This window comes from Exiguobacterium sp. SL-10, from assembly GCF_004337025.1.
GTDB lineage: Bacteria > Bacillota > Bacilli > Exiguobacteriales > Exiguobacteriaceae > Exiguobacterium.
Map to the genome: position 1 here is coordinate 108,243 of NZ_SJUP01000002.1, position 20,241 is coordinate 128,483.

The 20,241-nt window shown below is 51.4% G+C and carries 18 protein-coding genes; 11 read left to right on the plus strand and 7 right to left on the minus strand.

All coding sequences use genetic code 11. From position 1 onward, the window contains the following. Positions 1-19: 19 nt before the first annotated feature. Complete coding sequence (locus tag EVJ33_RS03465; RefSeq protein ID WP_131434491.1) at positions 20-3,526, minus strand: chitobiase/beta-hexosaminidase C-terminal domain-containing protein; 3,507 nt, start codon at positions 3,524-3,526, stop codon at positions 20-22. 383 nt (positions 3,527-3,909) lie between these two features. Here EVJ33_RS03465 and EVJ33_RS03470 point away from each other — a divergent pair, with 383 nt between their 5' ends. The 6 genes from EVJ33_RS03470 (at position 3,910) to EVJ33_RS03490 (ending at position 9,139) form a co-directional block, all read left to right on the plus strand. Then, the gene (locus tag EVJ33_RS03470; RefSeq protein ID WP_131434493.1) at positions 3,910-4,665 is read left to right on the plus strand and encodes an alpha/beta hydrolase; all 756 of its coding nucleotides are present in this window, start codon (positions 3,910-3,912) and stop codon (positions 4,663-4,665) included. A gap of 141 nt (positions 4,666-4,806) precedes the next feature. Next, positions 4,807-6,504 carry a glycoside hydrolase family 13 protein gene (locus EVJ33_RS03475; RefSeq protein WP_483297298.1) on the plus strand — a complete coding sequence of 566 codons (1,698 nt, stop codon included), beginning with the start codon at positions 4,807-4,809 and terminating at the stop codon, positions 6,502-6,504. Between the two features lie 47 nt (positions 6,505-6,551). Continuing rightward, on the plus strand, positions 6,552-6,884 hold the full coding sequence (locus EVJ33_RS03480) for a hypothetical protein (protein ID WP_131434495.1): 333 nt from the start codon (positions 6,552-6,554) through the stop codon (positions 6,882-6,884). A 64-nt stretch (positions 6,885-6,948) separates the two neighbouring features. Continuing rightward, positions 6,949-7,152, plus strand: coding sequence for a YwbE family protein (locus EVJ33_RS03485; RefSeq protein ID WP_131434498.1), 204 nt, complete (start codon positions 6,949-6,951; stop codon positions 7,150-7,152). Between the two features lies 1 nt (position 7,153). Further along, a complete protein-coding gene (locus tag EVJ33_RS15500) occupies positions 7,154-7,321 on the plus strand; it encodes a hypothetical protein (protein ID WP_198662215.1) in 168 nt (55 codons plus the stop codon). Positions 7,322-7,678: 357 nt separating this feature from the next. Next, positions 7,679-9,139 carry an alanine/glycine:cation symporter family protein gene (locus EVJ33_RS03490; RefSeq protein ID WP_131434500.1) on the plus strand — a complete coding sequence of 487 codons (1,461 nt, stop codon included), beginning with the start codon at positions 7,679-7,681 and terminating at the stop codon, positions 9,137-9,139. A 46-nt stretch (positions 9,140-9,185) separates the two neighbouring features. Here the strand turns inward: EVJ33_RS03490 and EVJ33_RS03495 are convergent, their stop codons facing one another. Both EVJ33_RS03495 and EVJ33_RS03500 read right to left on the minus strand, forming a co-directional pair. Then, the gene (locus EVJ33_RS03495) at positions 9,186-9,986 is read right to left on the minus strand and encodes a formate/nitrite transporter family protein (RefSeq protein WP_131434502.1); all 801 of its coding nucleotides are present in this window, start codon (positions 9,984-9,986) and stop codon (positions 9,186-9,188) included. A gap of 96 nt (positions 9,987-10,082) precedes the next feature. Beyond that, positions 10,083-10,469, minus strand: coding sequence for a VOC family protein (locus tag EVJ33_RS03500; RefSeq protein ID WP_131434504.1), 387 nt, complete (start codon positions 10,467-10,469; stop codon positions 10,083-10,085). An 81-nt stretch (positions 10,470-10,550) separates the two neighbouring features. Here EVJ33_RS03500 and EVJ33_RS03505 point away from each other — a divergent pair, with 81 nt between their 5' ends. The 3 genes from EVJ33_RS03505 to EVJ33_RS03515 are packed head-to-tail and all read left to right on the plus strand — an operon-like array spanning position 10,551 to position 13,836. After that, a complete protein-coding gene (locus EVJ33_RS03505; RefSeq protein ID WP_131434506.1) occupies positions 10,551-11,669 on the plus strand; it encodes a GTPase in 1,119 nt (372 codons plus the stop codon). A 12-nt stretch (positions 11,670-11,681) separates the two neighbouring features. Then, a complete protein-coding gene (locus EVJ33_RS03510; protein WP_131434508.1) occupies positions 11,682-12,824 on the plus strand; it encodes a YcjF family protein in 1,143 nt (380 codons plus the stop codon). Positions 12,825-12,873: 49 nt separating this feature from the next. After that, positions 12,874-13,836, plus strand: coding sequence for a 2-hydroxyacid dehydrogenase (locus EVJ33_RS03515; protein ID WP_131434510.1), 963 nt, complete (start codon positions 12,874-12,876; stop codon positions 13,834-13,836). Positions 13,837-13,876: 40 nt separating this feature from the next. On the opposite strand, the gene EVJ33_RS03520 is transcribed toward EVJ33_RS03515, so the two are convergent. The 4 genes from EVJ33_RS03520 to mgsA all read right to left on the minus strand — a co-directional run bounded on the left by EVJ33_RS03520 (position 13,877) and on the right by mgsA (position 16,603). Continuing rightward, positions 13,877-14,644, minus strand: a complete 768-nt coding sequence (locus EVJ33_RS03520; RefSeq protein ID WP_131434512.1) for a YflT domain-containing protein — start codon at positions 14,642-14,644, stop codon at positions 13,877-13,879. A gap of 13 nt (positions 14,645-14,657) precedes the next feature. Then, positions 14,658-15,173 (minus strand): YflT domain-containing protein, encoded by a 516-nt coding sequence (locus EVJ33_RS03525; protein WP_131434513.1) that lies wholly within the window; start codon positions 15,171-15,173, stop codon positions 14,658-14,660. A gap of 112 nt (positions 15,174-15,285) precedes the next feature. Further along, positions 15,286-16,095, minus strand: a complete 810-nt coding sequence (locus tag EVJ33_RS03530) for a hypothetical protein (protein WP_236634520.1) — start codon at positions 16,093-16,095, stop codon at positions 15,286-15,288. Between the two features lie 94 nt (positions 16,096-16,189). Beyond that, the gene (gene mgsA / locus EVJ33_RS03535; RefSeq protein ID WP_131434515.1) at positions 16,190-16,603 is read right to left on the minus strand and encodes a methylglyoxal synthase; all 414 of its coding nucleotides are present in this window, start codon (positions 16,601-16,603) and stop codon (positions 16,190-16,192) included. Positions 16,604-16,831: 228 nt separating this feature from the next. Here mgsA and EVJ33_RS03540 point away from each other — a divergent pair, with 228 nt between their 5' ends. Then, positions 16,832-18,619, plus strand: coding sequence for a mechanosensitive ion channel (locus EVJ33_RS03540; RefSeq protein ID WP_131434517.1), 1,788 nt, complete (start codon positions 16,832-16,834; stop codon positions 18,617-18,619). Between the two features lie 114 nt (positions 18,620-18,733). After that, a complete protein-coding gene (locus EVJ33_RS03545) occupies positions 18,734-20,212 on the plus strand; it encodes an HD domain-containing phosphohydrolase (protein ID WP_131434519.1) in 1,479 nt (492 codons plus the stop codon). Positions 20,213-20,241: the final 29 nt, after the last annotated feature.

Here is a 20,241-nt window from a genome sequence, read left to right on the forward strand (position 1 = left end):
TAAATCTTATATGCGTGCGTTACTTCTTAATGACGACCGAGTTAGCGGATGCGCCTTTTGTATAGCTGATTTTCTTCACGTTTTTTGCCCCGCGGATTTCAGCTAAGTTCGTTCCATCTACTACAACTTCTTTGACCGTTGCGCCGTCAAAGTCGATGATGGCGCCGGCGGCTTTCGGTTTCACTTGAACGACGACATTTTTGAGCGGCTCACCTGTCAATTCCGTGTAAGCGCCACGGACGAAGATGCCGTTCTTGAAGTTCGTGCCTTTGCCAATCGTCACGCCGATGAAGTCGTCTTGAAGGACGAGACGAGCGGCACGGTTATTTTCGACCGTGTAGCGCGTCAATTCAACTTCTGGCTCTGGAGTGAGGTCGATTTGAGCGAGGACCGGATCGTGGTCACTCGCGCGGCCCGACATCTCCGTGAAGTCAGCGTTGACGTGAATCATATCGATCTCGGTCGTCGCCGCTAAACGGTTCGATACGAGGATATGGTCGAGCACTTGCGAGTTCCCTTGATAGACGTACGAGTACCGGTCGACGGCAGGCACTTTTTCGACCATGTTCGTCATCAAGTCGCCTTTGAAGATTTGCATGGCGTCTGAGAATTCGAAGTCGTTGAAATCGCCGAGGGCGACAACGTTCGCATCCGGGTTGTCCGTCTTCACGTCAGCGACGAAATCATGGACGATTTGAGCGATTTGTTTCCGTTGGACCTCACTGCCAAGGACGACCGGCTGTTTCGAGCCGAAGAAACCAGTGTCGCCACCTTTCGAGTTCCAGTGGTTGGCGATGACGACGACGTTCTCACCTTGGAAATCGAACTGGGCCGCAAGCGGTTTACGTGAGCTATCGAACGCCGGGTTGAGCGGATCGATGCGACCTGGGTTGTGCGTCAACTTGCCGTTCTCATAATCGACCGCTGTCGTTGCGTCACCGGCAGGGATGCCTTCTGTGAGCGACACGCGTTCTGGGTCATACAAGAAGCCGACACGGATGTTGGCGTTCGGTGCGCCACCATCTTTATTGTTTTCAGGGTCGATGTTGACGTATTTGTACGACTTGCCGCCGACCGAGACGATATTGTCGATCAAGCGTTGGTAGCTTTGGTCGGCCGCAGAATCGCCAGTGCCTTGGCCATTGTTGTCCTGGACCTCGGTCACACCGATGATGTCCGGGCTGTTCAACTCCTCGACGAACGCTTTCGCGAGTTTGAGGGCTTTCTCATCTGACGTCTCTTTGACGTTGTTCGAGAAGTTCTCGAGGTTGTAAGAGGCGATCGTCAATTTATCATCTTCCGCTTCGATGAACGTCGTCTCACGCTTGGCGTCGCCTTTGACGAAGGCAGCCTTCATCTCGTCGAGTGAGGTTTGAATCTTATAGTTTCCAAACGAATATCCGACGATTCCGACGATTGGTCCATTGAAGCGGTCACCGGTCGCGACGTCGAATTCACGCGCTTCCGCGTTCGGCTCGAGACGGAATTGGATCCGTTCCGGGTTGGCATCGTCTTTTTTAAGGAGCACACCACCGTTGAACGTCTCAGTCGGTGTTCCTTCGAGCACGGTCACGAGGTCGCCGTACTGTTGTGGCGATACCGATTTGAGGTTGCCCGTCTCGACGCGCATCCCTTCGAGGCTCTCCCAGAAATCGATGGCATCTTTATCCGGATTGAAGACGGCGAGGGCATCGCTGTCGATGAACTCGGTCGGTAAGTTCGACGCGTCAATCTTCACCGGCGTCGGGAGGGCGACACCGCTCTTGACGATGTTGACGCTGCCGTTGCGCGTGTCGATTTGCGTCATCTTCATATCCGTCTGTTGACGGTCGCTGTATCCTTCGATGGCGTACTCACTGACGAGACCTTTCACGTTGACGAGGTCACCGACTTGGATGCCGGCGATCGAGCGGCCGCCATACAAGATGATTCCTTCTGACGTACGCGCATCTTGGTCGGCTTCCATGTCAGGCGTTTGGATGTAGTAATACGTCGTACCCATCGACACGAACGAGTACGTGACGACGCCTTCGACGCCTTCAACGGTCTGTCCGTTCATCGGTGACGTGTGGCTCGCGCCTTGGATATCATGGATCCGGATCTTGTCCGTGATCTTGTATTCGAACGTCGTCACGGCGCTGAATACATCACCTGATTTGACGGCCGTTTTAAGCGTCATCGTCTCTTCAATACGGACTGGTGACGTATAAAGCGTGCCGTTCGCTTTCGGGTCCGATCCGTCGAGTGTGTAATAGATGTCCGCGCCCGCTGTCGTCGTCGAGAGCGTCACGTCTTGTGGTCCGACGAACGTGCCCGCGCCTGGCTTCGCTGTTGCCGGACGGAGTACCGATGCGTCGATGACCGTGTCCGACACGTCACGGGGGATGATTTGATAGGTGTTATCAAACTGTTGCACGATACCCGTGATTGACGAGTAGTTGACATCCGTCTGTAAATCGAGAATGCCGCGCTCATCACGGACGATGAACTCTTTCGTGCCGTCTGTCGCCGTCAAGTTTTGACCACTACCTGAGAGCGTGACGTTGTTCACGGTAACGAGTTCAGACTCGACGTCTTCATTGATCTGTTCGCCTGTGAGAACTTGCGCAGCTGGGACGCTTGTCGCTTGTTTTGAAACGACGACGGCGCTGTTCAATTGAAGAAGTTCACGATACGAACCGATTGCACCCGTGACGACAACTTCATCACCGACGTTGACGGCGAGTGACGTCGGACGGACCGAGAGTCCGCCTGTCGCATCTTGAATCGAAATCGTGTTGGCCAGCTTAGCTGTGACGACACCTTTAATCGTGACCGTTTCGCCTTCGGCTTTCGACCGGGCATCACTAATTGAAATCGGAGTGACCGGCGCCGGTGGTTCGACCGTACCGCCATCGCCGTAGTCGACGCCTTGGAACGTGTGTGATCCGAGGTTCGTGAACGTATCGATCGGTTGTGAGTTCCATTCAGTGGCCGGGTCGAACGCATCCGCGCCGTTCGCATCCCCTGTCGTGACCGTATCTTTCCGAACTAACGACTGGTCAGCAGTGGCGACACTCGTTCCCCATTTCGTGCCTGGGTCGAATCCGACTTGACCGAAGACGTCGAGCACCGTGTCCCCTTTTTTCAAGACGAGCGTGTCGTCGCCGTTAAAGTTCGTCACACCGCTCGTCGTGTTCGCCTTGGCTTTCAAGGTTTCGCTCGCGCTACCGTTGACGATGACATACGTGCCACCTGGCTCGAGCGTCCCCGTCAAATTGAGCGTCGTGCCTGGAGCGGTCCCTCCGTTTGAATACAGTTCGAGCTTATAGGCCGAGAGATCGATGGCCGCGTTCGTCCCGTTGAACAGCTCAATCGCTTTGTTGTTGCTCGATCCTTCCACGTATTCCGAGATGAATAGGTCTGAAGCGTTCAACGTCTCTGCGTGTACGTTTGCCGCAATCGGCGTCATGCTGCTGACGATGAGTCCGGCTGATAAGGCGAGGCCGGTCATTTGTTTGAATGAACGTGCTTGTGGTTTCCCCATGTGTTAGTCTCCCTTTGATTATGTAGATGGCCGATACGATGTCCCAATTCGTGTGGTCCTTTATTTGAACGAATGCCCCCTTAGTCCAAACGAAATGATAGCGCTTACATAACGGTTCTTGTCGCAACGAAAAGTCGCTTATACGCCCCATCGTTTGACGAATTTCACTATCATTTACCAACTTTTCAACTACATGTTAAACATAACCAAGCAGACGTCAGAACTCAATCGACTTAATAAGAAGTTCATATTACAGTTTGATGACAAGAAGGAAGAGACGAGGGAGGAGGCCAATCGGGTTGACGGAACGACGCACAACTCTTACAATTCATTAATACTATTAAATGAATCGGTTAACTGTGTATTAAACAGGGAGGAAACGAATGACAACAATTACTTATCCGGTCATCCCGGGAGCGGGTGCGTTTTATTATGAAGGAAATGAAATAGGAATCTTATTGTGTCACGGCTTCAACGGGACGCCCCAAAGTGTGCGCGACGTTGGGATTTCCTTGATGGAGAAAGGGTTCACCGTCTATGCCCCTCGGCTCAAAGGACATGGCACGGACCCGGAAGAGTTTCGACAATCGACCCGCCGCTGCTGGTATGAGTCGATGGAAGCCGGCATCCGTCTATTACGTGAGCGATGTCGACACGTCATCGTCGTCGGGCAGTCAATGGGTGGAACATTGGCGATGAAGGCCGCCTTGTCCGGTCATGCCGATGCAATCGTCACGATCAATGCGGCGCTGTCGGTGCCGGGCTATGCCTGTCACGCCAAGGATGATGTCTGTCGTTTCATCGATGAAGACGAACCGGACATCTGTGCACCGGGTGTGTACGAGATCGTCTACGACAAAGTGCCGACGTCAGCCATTCGTGAACTGCTCGCACTCATCGAGGAGGTGCGACCGAGAGCAGCCGAGGTGACGGTGCCGACGTGCGTCATCCATTCCTCCATCGACAACGTCGTCCCGCCTGAAGATTCGATGTGGCTGTACGATATCATTCAAGCCCCGAAGCAACGAGAGGTACTCGAACGTTCGTATCATGTCGCCACGATGGACCATGACCGGGAGCGGTTGGCCGACGTCATCGGAACATTTTGTGAACAAGTTGCGACTGTCTCTGAAATGTAGTCCTTGGACTGCATTTTTTAATATCTCATTATTTGCAAACGCTTGCACAAATGCTATTGTAGGGTTAGATTCAGCCCAAAACAGGTATTGCTGTTCAAGTATAGTAAGTATATATGATGACATATAGGAGGCAAGCAGCGTATGGAGTCGATGGTCAGTAGACAACAAGTAAAGAAGAAAACGGTCACCCGCGCGTGGTGGAAAGAAGCAATCGCTTATCAGATTTACCCGCGCAGTTTCAAAGATTCGAACGGGGATGGGATTGGCGATCTTCGAGGTATCATTGAAAAGTTAGATTACTTAGAAGACCTTGGCATCGACGTGATCTGGCTTTGTCCGATGTACAAATCACCGAACGATGACAATGGTTACGACATCTCAGACTATCATGGGATTATGGAAGAGTTTGGAACGATGGAAGATTTCGATGCGTTGCTCAAAGCTGTCCATGCGCGCGGTATGAAGTTGCTTTTGGACCTCGTTGTCAACCACACGTCCGATGAGCATCCATGGTTCGTCGAATCGAAGCGGTCAAAAGACGACCCGAAACGCGACTGGTATATCTGGCGCGACGGGGCAGATGGGGGTCCCCCGAACAACTGGGCGAGCATCTTTGGCGGTTCGGCTTGGGAGCTTGATGAGGCGACCGAACAGTACTATTTGCATGTCTTCTCGAAAAAGCAGCCAGACTTGAACTGGGAAAATGAAGAAGTGCGTGGCGCCGTCTATGACATGATCAACTGGTGGCTCGACAAAGGCATCGATGGATTCCGGGTCGATGCGATCAGCCATATCAAGAAGATGCCGACCGAGACGATGTTGCCGTCTCCGGACGGGAAGCCGTACGTCACGGCGTTCTCGATGTATTCGAACATTGACGGGATCCACGACTATCTTCAAGAGATGAAACAAGCGACGTTCGCCCATTACGACATTATGACAGTCGGCGAGACGAACGGGATTGAGCCACAAGCGGCCGATTTATGGATGGGACCAGAAAACGGGGCGATGAACATGGCGTTCCATTTTGACCATGTCGATATCATGCGCAAGTCGCGCTTAGCACCGCTCGATGTCGTCGAATTGAAACGAATTTTTGACAAGTGGCAACAAGGACTGCTCGAGACCGGATGGAACGCGCTCTATATCGAGAACCATGACATGGTTCGCGCCGTCTCGCTCGTCGGGGACGAAAACCATTACTGGCGCGAAAGTGCGACTGCCCTTGGTATGATGTATTTCTTCATGCACGGGACACCGTTCATCTATCAAGGACAGGAAATCGGCATGAAGAACGTACCGCTCCCGTCAATCCACGATTATGATGATGTTGCGACGAAAAATGAATATTTCGAACGAATCGCCCACGGGATGAGTGAGACCGATTCGATGCAACACGTATGGGGCACGTCACGCGATAACGTCCGAACTCCAATCCAATGGGATGCGTCACCGTACGCTGGTTTTTCAACAGCGACACCGTGGATGCCAATCCATGAAGAATATGAGACGCTCAACGTCGACGCCCAATCGAAAGATGCCCATTCGATTTTGTCGTTCTATAAAGCGATGATCCGTCTCCGTCGGACGGAAGACACGTTCACGTACGGCAGTTACCGCGATTTGTTACCGGATCATCTGCAAGTGTTCGCCTATGAGCGCGCGTTTGAAGAACAAACGTTTTATGTCGTCGTCAACTTGACGGCAAACCCTGCCGAGACGACACTGCCTGGTCTCGATAAGGCGACGCTCGTGTTAACGAATGAGATGGATCCCGAGACAATCGAGACGGATACGTTTATGCTGCGGCCGTTCGAAGCGAGACTGTACCGCTTATAATGAGAAGACACCTTCCCGGCGAAGGTGTCTTTTTAGGAGGTAGGAACATGCATCACATCGAGATTGGGAACGATGAGACGATATTCGAGTTTAGTATCATAGAAGCGTCACGCGAGACGTTACGGCTCGCCCACGGTCTAGTCATCGAGATCGTCCGGACCGAGGCGTATGTCCGGTTCGCGCGGGACTTGACCGATGCCTTTCATACGCTGGCAGGAGTTTGTCGACTGTGGAATGAGGACGGACGAGCGATTTTGACAATCTCGTTCGACCGAGGCCGCGTCGAGGTCGAGACGGCCTGGGGGCAGGTGACGAGACGATTCGTAACCGACCAAAGTTATGTGACGAGGACGGTCGGCCAAGTCGGCATCGTGGAATAGATTGTGACAAACGCGGGAAAAGAGCATATGATAGAGGTTGACTATACGGAAAGGGGTGTCGGGTATGGATGGCACGAAACGCGCGGACATTCGCCCAGGGCTCCACGTCCAGATTGTCCTAAAACAAGATCAGCGGAGTGGGAAGTTGACGCCAGGCATCGTCAAAGACATTTTGACGAACTCGCCGCGTCACCCGCACGGCATTAAAGTACGCTTAAGCGATGGACAGGTCGGTCGGGTGAAAGTGATCGAAGCTGGAGGTGAATGACATGAGTGAAAAGAAATTAAGTTTTCAAGAGGCGATGAAGCAAAAACTCGCCGAGAAGAAACAGAACGAGACGAAAGTGCCGACAGGACTTCGTGGGACGAAGCAGAAACCGTTGACGAACCAGTTGACGAAGAAGCCGAACAACCAGAAGAAACGGACGGGCATCTAAAAAGCAGCCGCTCATAGGAGCGACTGCTTTTTTATTTCCCATCGTATTAGATATATAGTCTACATAAAATCAATATTTGTTACACAATAAAACCTATTCATAAAGCGAAAGATTCGAAAAAGTTGAATGTAGACATCAAAAATCAGTCGGGAAATAAAGATTTATTATTTCATAGGTTTAACATTGTAAGCGCTTTAAATAAAGCTATTACTCACTTTTTGTTATATAACATATGAAATTTGTGTGAACTGACCTGTAAAAAAATTATTGCTAATTGTCAGAATCTTTGTATAATTCAAAACAAGACATCATACAACATTTCAACTTTAGATTCACACAACAGGGAGGAACTTATTCATGGAAGCCGTACAAAGCTTATTGCAAGGAAGCGTCGACTACTTGAACAACATCTTATGGACGTACGTGTTGATCGTCGCGCTCGTCGGGGCAGGGATTTATTTCACGGTCAAAACACGATTTATGCAATTCCGCTACTTAAAAGAGATGTTCCGAGTCGTCACGGAAAAATCAGATGCGACAGACAGTAAGAGCATCAGCTCGGCGAAGTCGTTCTTTATCGGAGCGGCAACGCGAATCGGTACAGGTAACTTGGCCGGGGTCACAGTCGCTATCACACTCGGTGGACCGGGAGCGGTTTTCTGGATGTGGATCGTCGCACTCCTCGGTGGAGCGACCGCAATGATCGAGAGCACGCTCGCTCAAGTATATAAAGTAAAAGATGACGTCGCCTACCGCGGTGGTCCAGCTTACTACATCGAAAAAGGCTTGAACAACCGTTTCCTTGGAATTGTGTTCGCGGTCTTGATTGCATTCACATTCGGTCTCATCTTCAACTCGGTTCAATCAAACACAATCGCAGCAGCATTCGATAACGCGTTTGGCCTCGAAGCCGCAGTCGGTGGCGCAATCCTCGTCGTCTTGACAGGACTTGTCATCTTCGGTGGGGTTCAACGGGTCGCCAACTTCTCGGCAATCGTTGTTCCAATCATGGCAGTCCTTTACTTGGTCGTTGCGCTTTACGTCGTCGTTGTCAACATCACAGAAATGCCAGCTGTTATCGGAATGATCTTCCAGAGCGCGTTCGGTCTCGAGCAAGCGTTCGGCGGATCGGTCGGAGCGGCAATCATGATGGGTGTACGTCGCGGTCTCTTCTCGAACGAAGCAGGTATGGGTTCGGCTCCGAACGCAGCAGCGACGGCAGAAGTATCACACCCAGCAAAACAAGGTTTCATGCAGACACTCGGTGTCTTCTTGGATACATTGATCGTCTGTACGGCAACAGCTGCCATCGTCCTTCTCTCAGACAGCTACGCAGCTGGTAACGGTGAAGGAATCGCACTTCTTCAAAATGCATTAGCTGAGCAAATCGGATCGTGGGCACCTGCCTTCATCGCCATCAGCGTTCTCTTGTTCGCCTTCAGTTCGATCGTCGGTAGCTACTACTACGGTGAAACGAACATCGAGTTCATCAAGAAGAGTAAAGCAGCCGTCTTCGGTTTCCGTTTACTCACAATGGGCTTCGTCTTCATCGGAGCAGTCGCTAGCCTCGGCTTCGTCTGGAGCCTTGCTGACTTGTTCATGGCGGGCATGACGCTCATCAACTTGGCAGCCATCACGTTACTCGGTGGCGTTGCCTTCAAAGTCCTTCGTGACTACGAAGAACAGCGTGCACAAGGCCTCAACCCACGCTTCTCGGCTCGTAAGCTCGGTATCGAGAATACAGAATGCTGGGACGTCGAAGAGGACGAGGTTGCAGAAGGTACAGTCCAAGTGGCTGCTGCAGACTCATCAAAATAATTAGTTAGGCAACAACAGGGACCCTGCTCATCGGGGTCCCTGTCTTTTATGCGTTCTGACGGATTGACGCTACATTTTCCTCGGTAGGCTTCGCGTTCAAATGGACATACGTTCCAGCGACGAACAAGGCGCCCCCGACGATGTTGCCGAGTGTGGCGAACAAGAGGTTGTTCAACGCAAGCCCGAGGTTGATCGCCTCAGATGGAGCGTAATAGAGCGCGAGTCCGAAGATGCCCATATTGGCGATCGAGTGCTCGAAACCGGCGGCGAAAAAGACGACGACTGGTAGCATCGTGAGCATGATTTTGGCGACGTCATTTTTTGTCTTCAATGGCATGAAAATAGCGATGCAGACAAGGATGTTACACAAAATCCCTTTCAAAAAAATCGCTAGCGCCTCGCCGCCCATCTTTTTGGCGGCGACGACCGATAACAGATGGTCGGCACTGACATCACCCATGCTGTGGGCCCCGATGACGAGCCCGACGAGGATGAGCGCACCGAACAAATTACCGATCCAGCTCACGGCCCAGACAGCAGCGAGGTCACGCCAGTCGACACGGCCACGTTTCGTCCCGGTGTATAAATACATCGTATTGCTCGTGAACAGTTCCCCACCCATCCAGACGATAAAGACGAGCGCAACCGAGAAACTCATCCCCGCGAACAGCATTGTCCCAGGGACGTCGATGAACATGTTTCCGACAGAGAAGGCGAAGACGACTCCGATCCCGATTAGGAAACCAGCGACGATGGAGCGGATTGCGTAGTGACCGAACGCATGACGCAACAGCGTCGCTTTTTTATATGCGGCTTCTTCCATATACTCGACAGCTTGTTTTTCCATTTGAATACGGCCTCCTTTAGACAACTTAAGTCTAGGAGGTCCACAAAAAGTTTGCAATTGTTTTCACAAACTTTTTTTGAAAGCCGTTCCAACTGTTCACATCGTTGCCACGAGTTCGACTTTCATACGGTCGGGATCCTCGAAATAAAGAGCGATATAGTTCGGACCACCGGCGTAAGGGAATCGGTCGGCATAGAGCTCCGTGAATCCGTGCTGAGGCAATTGCGAGCGCAGTCGCTCGAGTTGCTCCAACGACGCGGCATGAAAGGCGAGGTGGTTCAACCCTGTCTTTTTACGATGATAGGACGGTTCGAGGTGGTCGGCCTCGGTTTGGACGAAGACGAGATACGTGTCACCGAAACGGTAACTCCTCCCTTCATCCCATTGTTGGTAAACGGTATAGCCGAGTTCCGTGAGGAGCCAGCCCCAAGCAGAAAGGCTCTTGTTCAAATCAGAAACGTACAATTCAACATGATGCAACATCGGTCTCATCCTTCCGTCGGACGTTTCAAATCCGTCCGTTTAGTATAATGGTAATTATATAACGAATGCAGGGGGAACCATATGGACAACACGGGGCTTGTCTCGAACATATTGATCGCGGGAAAGACGGGGGTCGGCAAGAGCGCTTTTCTAAATTACATTTATGGGCGTGACGTCGCCGAGTCGCGTGCCGGAAGCCCGGTGACGGCCGAGGGGTTACATGAATATGAATACTACGATCTCGAGCGAGGTATTTTGTTCCGTTTCTTCGATACGTGGGGACTCGAAGCGGACCGCTCCGACGAATGGCACGAAGCGGTCCTGTCGATCGTCAATCAACGGGAAGGTGCGCTCGATATCGCCGACTGGTTCCATACAATCTATTACTTATTGTCTATCAACTCAGGACGCGTCGAGGCGTATGAGTTAGAATCCATTTTAAAACCGCTCTACGCGAAGCGAAGCAATGTCACCATCATTTTGACGAACTATAATCCGGATAGCGCCATGAATGTCGAGAAAGTAGAAGCGATGGAAGAGGTGCTCATGCGCGAACTTGGAATTTCACGGGACGCGATGATTCGCGTCAACAGTGTGGAAAAGAAGTTGCTCGGCGGACAAGTCGTACCCCATATCGGCTATGAGGCGGTGTGGCAACGCAATCGGACCAACCTGTGGCGAGACGTCGAACGAAAACTGCCGCACAACTTGACGCATCATTTATTGACCGAGTTGGCGGCATGGCGAGACCGGAGCAATCGTTCCGCTGAGACGATTCGTATGATCACACCGCAAGTGATGATCAGCTGGAAAGCCCGCCAAATCGAAAAAGATTTGGAACGAACGCTCGAGGAGGCCGCCGAGACGACAGAGGAGGCGATGGCTCAAGGCGTTCGTCACTACATCCAACTGATGGAGCGCTATCCGCTCGTCGGTGCCCCGTCCGACCTCGTCTTCAAAACGCGCCGGGTCGAGCTCGGGTTTGATTATTCATTCAATCGCACCGTTCGGAAGATGGTGCTCGGGATGATTCCGGGCGTCCATTTCATCTATTGGGCGTTCAAGCGCAGAACGGCGGAGCGTGGTATCAAAAAAGCCGTCAATCAGCAGTATGAACTGGTCAAGCAGACAATCGAATTGGATGTGCGCCGCGGATTCGAGGAAGAGATGCGACGGCTCGGCCAGACGCTCAATCAATGAGGAGGAATAGATATGGAGAAAAAAGTTCCGTTCAATTTGGATACGTACGATTTGAAAGAAGAACTCGATCGGTTGCGCGGCAAAGTCAAGAAACCGAACATCTTGATTGCGGGAGCGACCGGGTCGGGCAAAAGTTCCGTCGTCAATCATGTGTTCGGGCGTGATTTGACGAAAGTCGCCGCCGGTGAGCCGGTGACGCGTGGGATTCATCAGTTCATGAGTGACGACATCGCCATCGTGCTCTATGACAGTGAAGGGTATGAGATTGGGAGTGCCCGGCAACAAGCGTACGCCGACGAAGTCATCGGCTTCGTCGAAAAGGCCCAGACGAAAGAGGTGGCCGAACAGATTCATCTCGTTTGGTACGCCATCAACGCCTCAATGAAACGAGTCACACCGCTCGACCGGGCGCTCATCAAACAGTTGAACGAAGCGACATCGGTCGCCGTGCTGTTGACACAAATCGACCAAGTCGACCTAGATGAACTGACGGCGCTCCGGAATGAACTGGCGGACGTCGTCCCGGAACAGGCCGTGTTTCAAGTCAGTGTCGCCGAAGAACTGTTACACGACCCAGAACTTCGGGCTCATCTCGATTGGGAGCGTCTCGTGACGTGGTCCGTCGAGCAACTCGACCAATCGCTCCAAGAAGGACTGCTCATGGAGGTCCATGCCGAGAGTGAGGCGATGCTCAAGTTGAAACGGAAGAAAGCGAACCGAATCATCTCGGGTTATGTCGCTAGTGCCGGGACGGCTGCCGCGGTCCCACTCCCATTCGCTGATGCGATTGCGCTCACACCGATTCAAGTGACGATGAGCGTTCACTTGTTCCGCTATTGGGGTGTGAAAGCGAACGACGATATGCTGAAGACACTGATCGGTAGCACCATCATCCCGCAAATCGGACGGGCGCTCTCAAAGACGATTTTACTGAACGTCATGAAGTTCTTCCCGGGTGCGAACGCGGCCGCGAGTGTCATCAATGCGACTGTCGCATCAGGCATCACGTGGGCGATTGGACTTGCCATCAACGAAGTCGCGTACCGGAATGCGATGGATTCATCGAAAACGATCGAGCAATTGCTCAACAGCGACTTTGGCTCACTGTTCGAACAGTTCATGGAGCAAAATCCGGTCACGAAAAAGAAGGCTTGATTCGACACGTTTGATACACTGATCGAGACGAGACAAAGGGGGAAACGGAATGAAGAAACGAATTTACATTACGAGACGTTTACCGGAAGAAGCGGTGGCACCGCTACGGGACAACTATGAGGTCCGGATGTGGGAAGAAGAGGCGAAGAGCGTCCCACGCGACATCTTGTTAAACGAAGCATCGTCGGCGCATGCGCTCTGGACGATGCTCAGTGATACGATTGACCGGGAAGTGATTGAACAGGCGCCGCAACTTGAGGTCATCTCGAATTTGGCGGTCGGCTATAACAATATCGATCTTGGAGCGGCCAAGGAGCGAGGCATCATCGTGACGAACACGCCAGACGTGTTGACGGAGACGACGGCCGATCTCGCATTCGGATTGATGATGATGACAGCGCGTCGGCTCGGAGAAGCAGAGCGTGATTTACGAGCCGGCGAATGGAAATCATGGACACCGATGGGTTACGTCGGGATGGATTTGTACCGGGCCAAACTCGGGATTATCGGCATGGGCCGTATCGGGGAGGCAGTCGCGCGCCGGGCCCGTGGTTTTGATATGGATGTGTTGTACCACAATCGGACGCGTCGTCATGAATCGGAATCGATGTACGGTTTCGTCTACGCGGAACTCGACGAGTTGCTCGAGCAATCAGATTTCGTCGTCGTCCTCGCCCCCCTCACCGAAGAGACACGTGGGATGTTAGGGGCGGAACAGTTCGCGAAAATGAAAGAGACAGCGGTCTTCATCAATGTCGCTCGTGGTGAAATCATCGATGAGGCTGCGCTCTATGAAGCGTTGAAAGAACAGCGGATTTGGGCGGCAGGGCTCGATGTGTTCGCCAAAGAGCCGGTGGCGATGGACCATCCGCTCTTGACGCTTCCGAACGTAACGACGTTGCCGCATATCGGTAGTGCCTCAATTAAGACCCGACTTGCGATGATGGCGCTCAATCGGGACGCCATCGTGAACGTGCTCGAAGGGGCAGAACCGAAAAATCGGCTGACGTAAAATAAGGACCTGACCGCACGCGGTCAGGTCCTTATTTAAATTAGAAACGGCGGATATTATCTGGATCTTCATAATCGTTTCGTAGTGCCCGGTCATCGAGTCCACGTAACTTGTTCTCACGGTCAGTCAACTCTGCTTTTTTATCCAATTTGTCCTGTTCAGGGTCGACGGCCCGATTCGGATTGTCGGCAGTCGATTCATTGAACGGTTTCGAATCGATTTCTACACCGTCAGACGTGTGACGCTCGTCGGTCCGGCTCGTATCACGGTGTTTCGGATCGTTATATGGTTCCGAATCAATTTCTACACCGTCGGACGTGTGCTGATTTGAATGGGGCGTATCGGGTTTTGATTCATTGTATGGCTTCGAATCGATTTCAAGACCGTCGGCCGTATGGTGACCTTGATGGCTCGTATCATGTTTCGAATCATTATATGGTGTCGAATCGACCGTCAATCCTTCAGTATGGCGACGCTCGAAGTCTTCATCCACATAGATTAAAATCTTTCCGGCTTCGACGTCACTGTAATGACGTTTCACCTCGTCCTCGCTCAAGCCCATATTGCGAAGTCCGGCATGAACATCCTCGTGTCCGCTCAAGAAAGCCCGGACTTTATCGAACCATCCGGTATGGTGCGCCGCTTCAGTATGGACGTCTGTCTGACGACGCAAAATCGAGACATTGTCCTCGTGTTTCGCGACGACGTAGATATCTGAATCTTTGTAGCCCTTCGCACGCAACTCCTCCACTTTCCCGAGTGCCGCGTCTTGCGTGTCATACATGCTGATGAATCGTTTCTCACTCATATCGTTTTCCTCCTTATAGTCGGCGATGGTCTTCTAAGCCAGAGTGTCCGCGGACGATCGGGTCGTCCTTCGTACCATGCGGTTCTTCGTCATGATCATTGAACGGCTTCGCATCGAAGGCGATGCCATCCGCTTCTTCGCCTTTATCATGATCGAGTTCACTATCTTTCTTATACATGTTCGGATAGCGCTCATAAGAGTGTTGATCGATGTAAAGCAGTAATTTGCCGTCGTCGATCGACGTATAATATTCTTCAGCCTCCGCATCACTGAGCCCCATGTTCCGCAATTCATCCCGAATGCGGTCACTTCCGTGAAGGAACGCTTTCACACGGTCCAACCAGTTGACATCACGAATCCCCGATTCGGCGTTCACATCGGTATGGTAGCGCAAGGCAGAAATTTCCCCGTCCCGCTTGGCCACGACGTGCATGTTTTTCTCAGCTTCCCCAGCTTGTTTGAGTTCGTTCACCTTATCCATCACTTCTTGCTCGTTATGGAACAACCCAATAATTTTACGATCCGACATGTTGTGCCTCCTTCGATTTCGTTTCATTTTTAATTGACGTCACCCTATTAGTAATTTCCGTTCTCACAAAGGTTCAAACAAAAAACGCCATCTCAAGGCGAGAATGACGTGATCAATAATAAATCATCAATGTTTCGTTTCCGAGATGGCATCGCGTGTTTTTCCAGACGAACTCGACCAACGTCCACATGGCCATGAATCCACTGATTCCGAGAAGGACGAGTGCATACACAGGTGTCAATTGAATCAAGAACGACCACCCGAGTGCGAATAAGATGGGCTGGGTCAACAAGACGAAACCGACGTACACGCCTACGATGAGAAGTGCGAATAAAATCCGCCGTCCTAACGTTTGGAAATGGTGTCGGAATCGCGTCAATAGGCCAAACACGGCTCCGGTCAACAGCACAGGGAGGACGAACGCGAAGTAGTCGAGCGGATAAGACGTGGCGGGTGCCGTGAAGAGGCGCAAGCTGAACACGTCGTCCATCACGAGCAACAAGTTCGCGTAGGCGAACGCCAAAATCATACCGAGCAGCCAACCGAATTGATTCCAGACACGACGTGACGATTTGATGGCCTCGATTTTCGTATAGGCTAAAAAGGAGACATCTCGCATCTCGACATCTTGGAGTTTGACTTGAACTTCATTGAGCCGTTCGATCGCCCAGTCGAACTCCCGATTGGCCTGCACTTTCTCATGAGGCTTCAATTCGTCTGTCGCCTCAATCATCAGATGGTAACGACGTTGATATTCTTCATTTGTCTTCGGCTGTTCAATCAAAAATCGAGCATAATCTTGCGGGTCTTGTTTTGTGAGTCCTTCCAGGGACTGCTCGTTCTTTTCAGATTGTTGAATATAACCGGCCAAACTGTCGAGTAATCGGTCGACTTGCTGCTTGTCATCTAATAGGTCGTTCAAATGCGTGCGGACTTGATCGTAAAACTGTTGAACGACCGGATCGTTCGATACGTGTGGTTTCAGAAAAATTCCTCTCTTCTACTTAATAAGTTATTCATACAGGGGGACTGTCATTATGGGTCAAGGTCAGTGAGTCAAAATCACCTTGCTCGATGCTACGGATGAGAATCTCACTTCCGCCCATATTGGTCGCCAAGGGGATGGAATAGACATCACAGAGGCGCATTAAGGCGCTCACATCGGGCTCGTGCGGTTGAGCTGTCAACGGGTCACGGAAGAAAATAATCATATCCATTTCACCCCGGGCGACGGCGGCGCCGATTTCCTGGTCGCCGCCGAGCGGACCGGACTGGAAGCAATGGACAGGCAAGCCTGTCGCCTCGGCGATGCGCTTACCGGTCGTGCCAGTCGCGAACAGATGGTGGTTTTCTAAAACGTGGGCGTAAGCTTTCACGAGTACGATTAAATCATCCTTCTTCTTGTCATGGGCAATCAGGGCGATGTTCATCCTACTTCCTCCTCTAAAAGACTTCTTCTTTTAATTCGTATCACATTTGACTTAGAAAAACACGCCTTCTTTCTTTAAGGACGCCTACTAAAGAATTGTTTTCTTATGAATCCGTTATAGGGAGATAGGAAATGGAAAGGTTTAGGTAGATGAAAATGTTGGTATTTATACAAAGAGTCAAATAGATGAAATCAATTCAATTCAAAAAGAGATAGGAGGAAGATGTAAATGAACAATACTACGTATAACTTCAACACGTTCATGTCATGGTTGCCTGAGCTTTTGCTCGCATTAGTCATTCTAGTCGTCGGATTCATTTTGGCGAAAGTTCTGGAAAACGTGACGCGCAAAGCGCTTCGCAAAGCACGCCTTGACGACCGTGTTGGTGTCAAACAAGAAGGTGAACCTGGAAAACCGGGCAAAGAAGAGAAACGGTGGACGCCTGAACGGATCATCGGTAAAGTCGTCTTCTTTGGGGTATTGCTTCTCGCATTCTTAATCATTTTTGAATTCATGAACGTGCCTGCGATTACGCAACCGTTCAGCCAAATCTATGCCGGGTTCTCTGGCTTGATCACAGGCGTCATCAAAGCGGGGCTCATTCTGCTCGTTGCTTGGATTATCGCGACACTTTTGAAGAAGGCCATTCAAATGGCGGGTCATCGCCTCAACTTGAACAAGTTGATGGAGAAGACAGGACAAGAGTCGACAAGTGTCAATCAGACAAAATGGGTCGACACGGTCGCCAATATCGTCTTCTATCTTGTTTTATTGTTAGCCCTTCCGGCGGTACTTGACGCGCTTGGTTTACAGGGCATCAGTGGACCGTTTGAAGACTTGTTGAACAGTTTCCTCGCCTTCATTCCGAAGCTTGTCGCGGCGGCACTCATCTTCGCGATTGGATATATCGTTGCGAAAATCGTCCGCGATATCTTGACGAAGTTTTTGGAAGCAGCGGGTCTCAACCGTTTTGCTGAAAAACTTCATTTAGCGGATTACGTGAAAGGATCAAGTCTTGCGAAAGCAGTCGGCACGATTGTCTTCATCTTGATTATGATCCCGGTCACCATTTCGGCACTTGAGGCACTCGATATTCGTGGAATCTCGGATCCGGCCATCTCGATGCTTAACGATGTCTTGGCGATGATTCCAAATATCATCGTGGCCATCGTCTTAATTCTCGCCGGTGTGTTCATTGCCAAGTGGTTGAAAGGCGTTGTTGTCTCACTCCTTGAAAACTTAGGCGTCAACTCACTTGCTAGCAAGATGGGTCTCGGTGGTCGCTCGTCATCATCGACATCAATCGCGCAAGTCATCGGAACCATCGTTCAAATCATCATTATTCTGTTGTTCGTCTCAGAAGCCCTTCAAGTCGCGAACCTCGACTTCATGGCTTCGCTTGCGACAGCGATCTTTGCCTACTTGCCAATGGTCATTGCGGCCGTCATCATCTTGGCAGTCGGTTTCTGGCTCGCGAACATGGCAGAACGTCTCGTTGGCAGTGTGCTCGTAGATGGAGCAGGTCAACCTAGCGTCTTGCGTCACGTCGCGAAATATGCGATTCTCGGTATCGCCTTCTTCATGGCAATCAGCCAGCTCGGTATTGCTCCGATGATTGTCAACACGGCATTCTTGCTTATCCTCGGTGCGGTCGCCCTCGCCTTCGGTCTTGCCTTCGGTCTAGGCGGACGTGAGACAGCGGCTCGCTATTTGAAGAAAGCAGAGCAACGGATTGATGAGACAGAAGTATCGAAAGAAGGTCTCGAACAAGAGAAAGCACAAATGAACCAAGAAACCGAAGTTGCGAAGCAACAGGCAAAACAAGGTATGGAGCAGTCGAAGCGGGAAGCGGATCAAACGAAACAAGAGTTGAAACGTGAAACGAATCGTCCGCAAGCCTCGCAATCTGACGTGACGAACGTGGACGGTCCAGAGCCGAACCCGTTCCATGAAAATGTCACACCAGATCAAGACAACCGTTCACTCGATGACAACGAAGGCCCACTTCGTCCATAATCGTGAATGACGGGTCCCTGCTCAAGGGACCCGTTTTTGTATTGCTGTAAACAGGTGTCACTTTTGTCGATATAATAAAAAACAGATCGGCAAGAAGGCAGGAGTGAAACGAAGATGTTCAAACAGTTTCAAAATACGCTCGTCATGAACTACATATGGGGCTCGGGCATCGCCGTGTTTGGGGTCGGGGGGCTATTTATCTTCCAGACGCTCGACCTATCCAAGACGGAGATGCTCATCCTATTAGTCATCATGGGACTGTCCGGAATGATAATGATTTGGCTCGAACTGCTCCTCTACCGGCGTCACATCCGACCAATCCGTCACGTGTTTCAAACAGAGATACCGACATATGAGGCGCTTCAACAGGCGTTCAATCAAACGAGTCACTTTCCCACGTTGACGGTGAAACGGATTCTCGGTCCGCATTTGTTCGGCTTGTCTGTCCCGGCGATGAGTATGACGGCCCTCGCTATCGAGCGAGGATGGATCGACTTGCCGTATCGGTTGATTGGACTGGCAGCGTTCGGTGCCATTTTAATTGCCATCTTGCACGCCTTGATTGAATTCTTTCTAACCTATCGTTCGGTTGAACCGCTGTTGCTTCATTTGCAGGAGACGAGCGAAAGCTCGTATGGGCGCCCGCTCCAAGCGACGTATCGGTCCATCAGCGTCCGGACAAAATTATTAATCAGCATGCTCGTCATCGGCGTGTTCCCGGTCGCCTTGTTCATTCTTGCGTCTGGGGTACAACTGTCGACCGTCAATCAAGTCGATGCGTACTGGCAGTGGGCAGCTCTGATTTTAGTCGTCATCATCGGCGTGGCGACATTCAGTAGCTTTTTGCTTTACGACAATATCAAACGTCCCATTAGCGCGTTAACGGAAGGGGTCGCCGCATTAGATGCCGGAAAATTGAATCCCATCGACAACCCTTACTCGGATGAGTTCGCCCAACTTGTCACAGGCTTCAATCAAATGGTCACGAACGTCACGCATCGGGATGCAGAGAACGAGCAGTTATTGAATAGTCTGTTCGTCTTGTTCGCCGCGACGCTCGATGCCCGGGATTCATATACGGCCGGACATTCCGAGCGGGTTGCCGCTTATTCCGTCGAGCTGGCACAGGCGCTCCAGTTGCCGAATGAACAGATTGAACTGCTCCGCAAATCGGCGCTCCTTCATGATATCGGGAAAATTGGCATCCGTGACGATGTGCTGTTGAAAGAAGGAAGGTTGACGGACCACGAGTTCGCCCAAATTCAAGAACACCCGACCATCGGGATTCATATTTTGAATCAAATTTCCCTACCGGCTACGTTACAGCCGATTTTGGCCGGTGTCCGGTCCCATCATGAACGGATGGATGGGCGCGGGTATCCGGACCGCTTGGTCGGAGAGGCGATTCCACTCTTCGGTCGTATTATGGCAATCGCCGACGCATATGACGCGATGACCTCCAATCGCCCATACCGGGACGGGATGCCAGTCGAGAAGGCACTATCGATTTTGGAGAGCGGACGCGGTACCCAGTGGGACGCGGCGTTCGTTGATGTGTTCGTTCAGTTACGACGCGAGGCTATCTCCGCCTAAGCAAACAGGTCCGTCCAATTTGGGCGGAC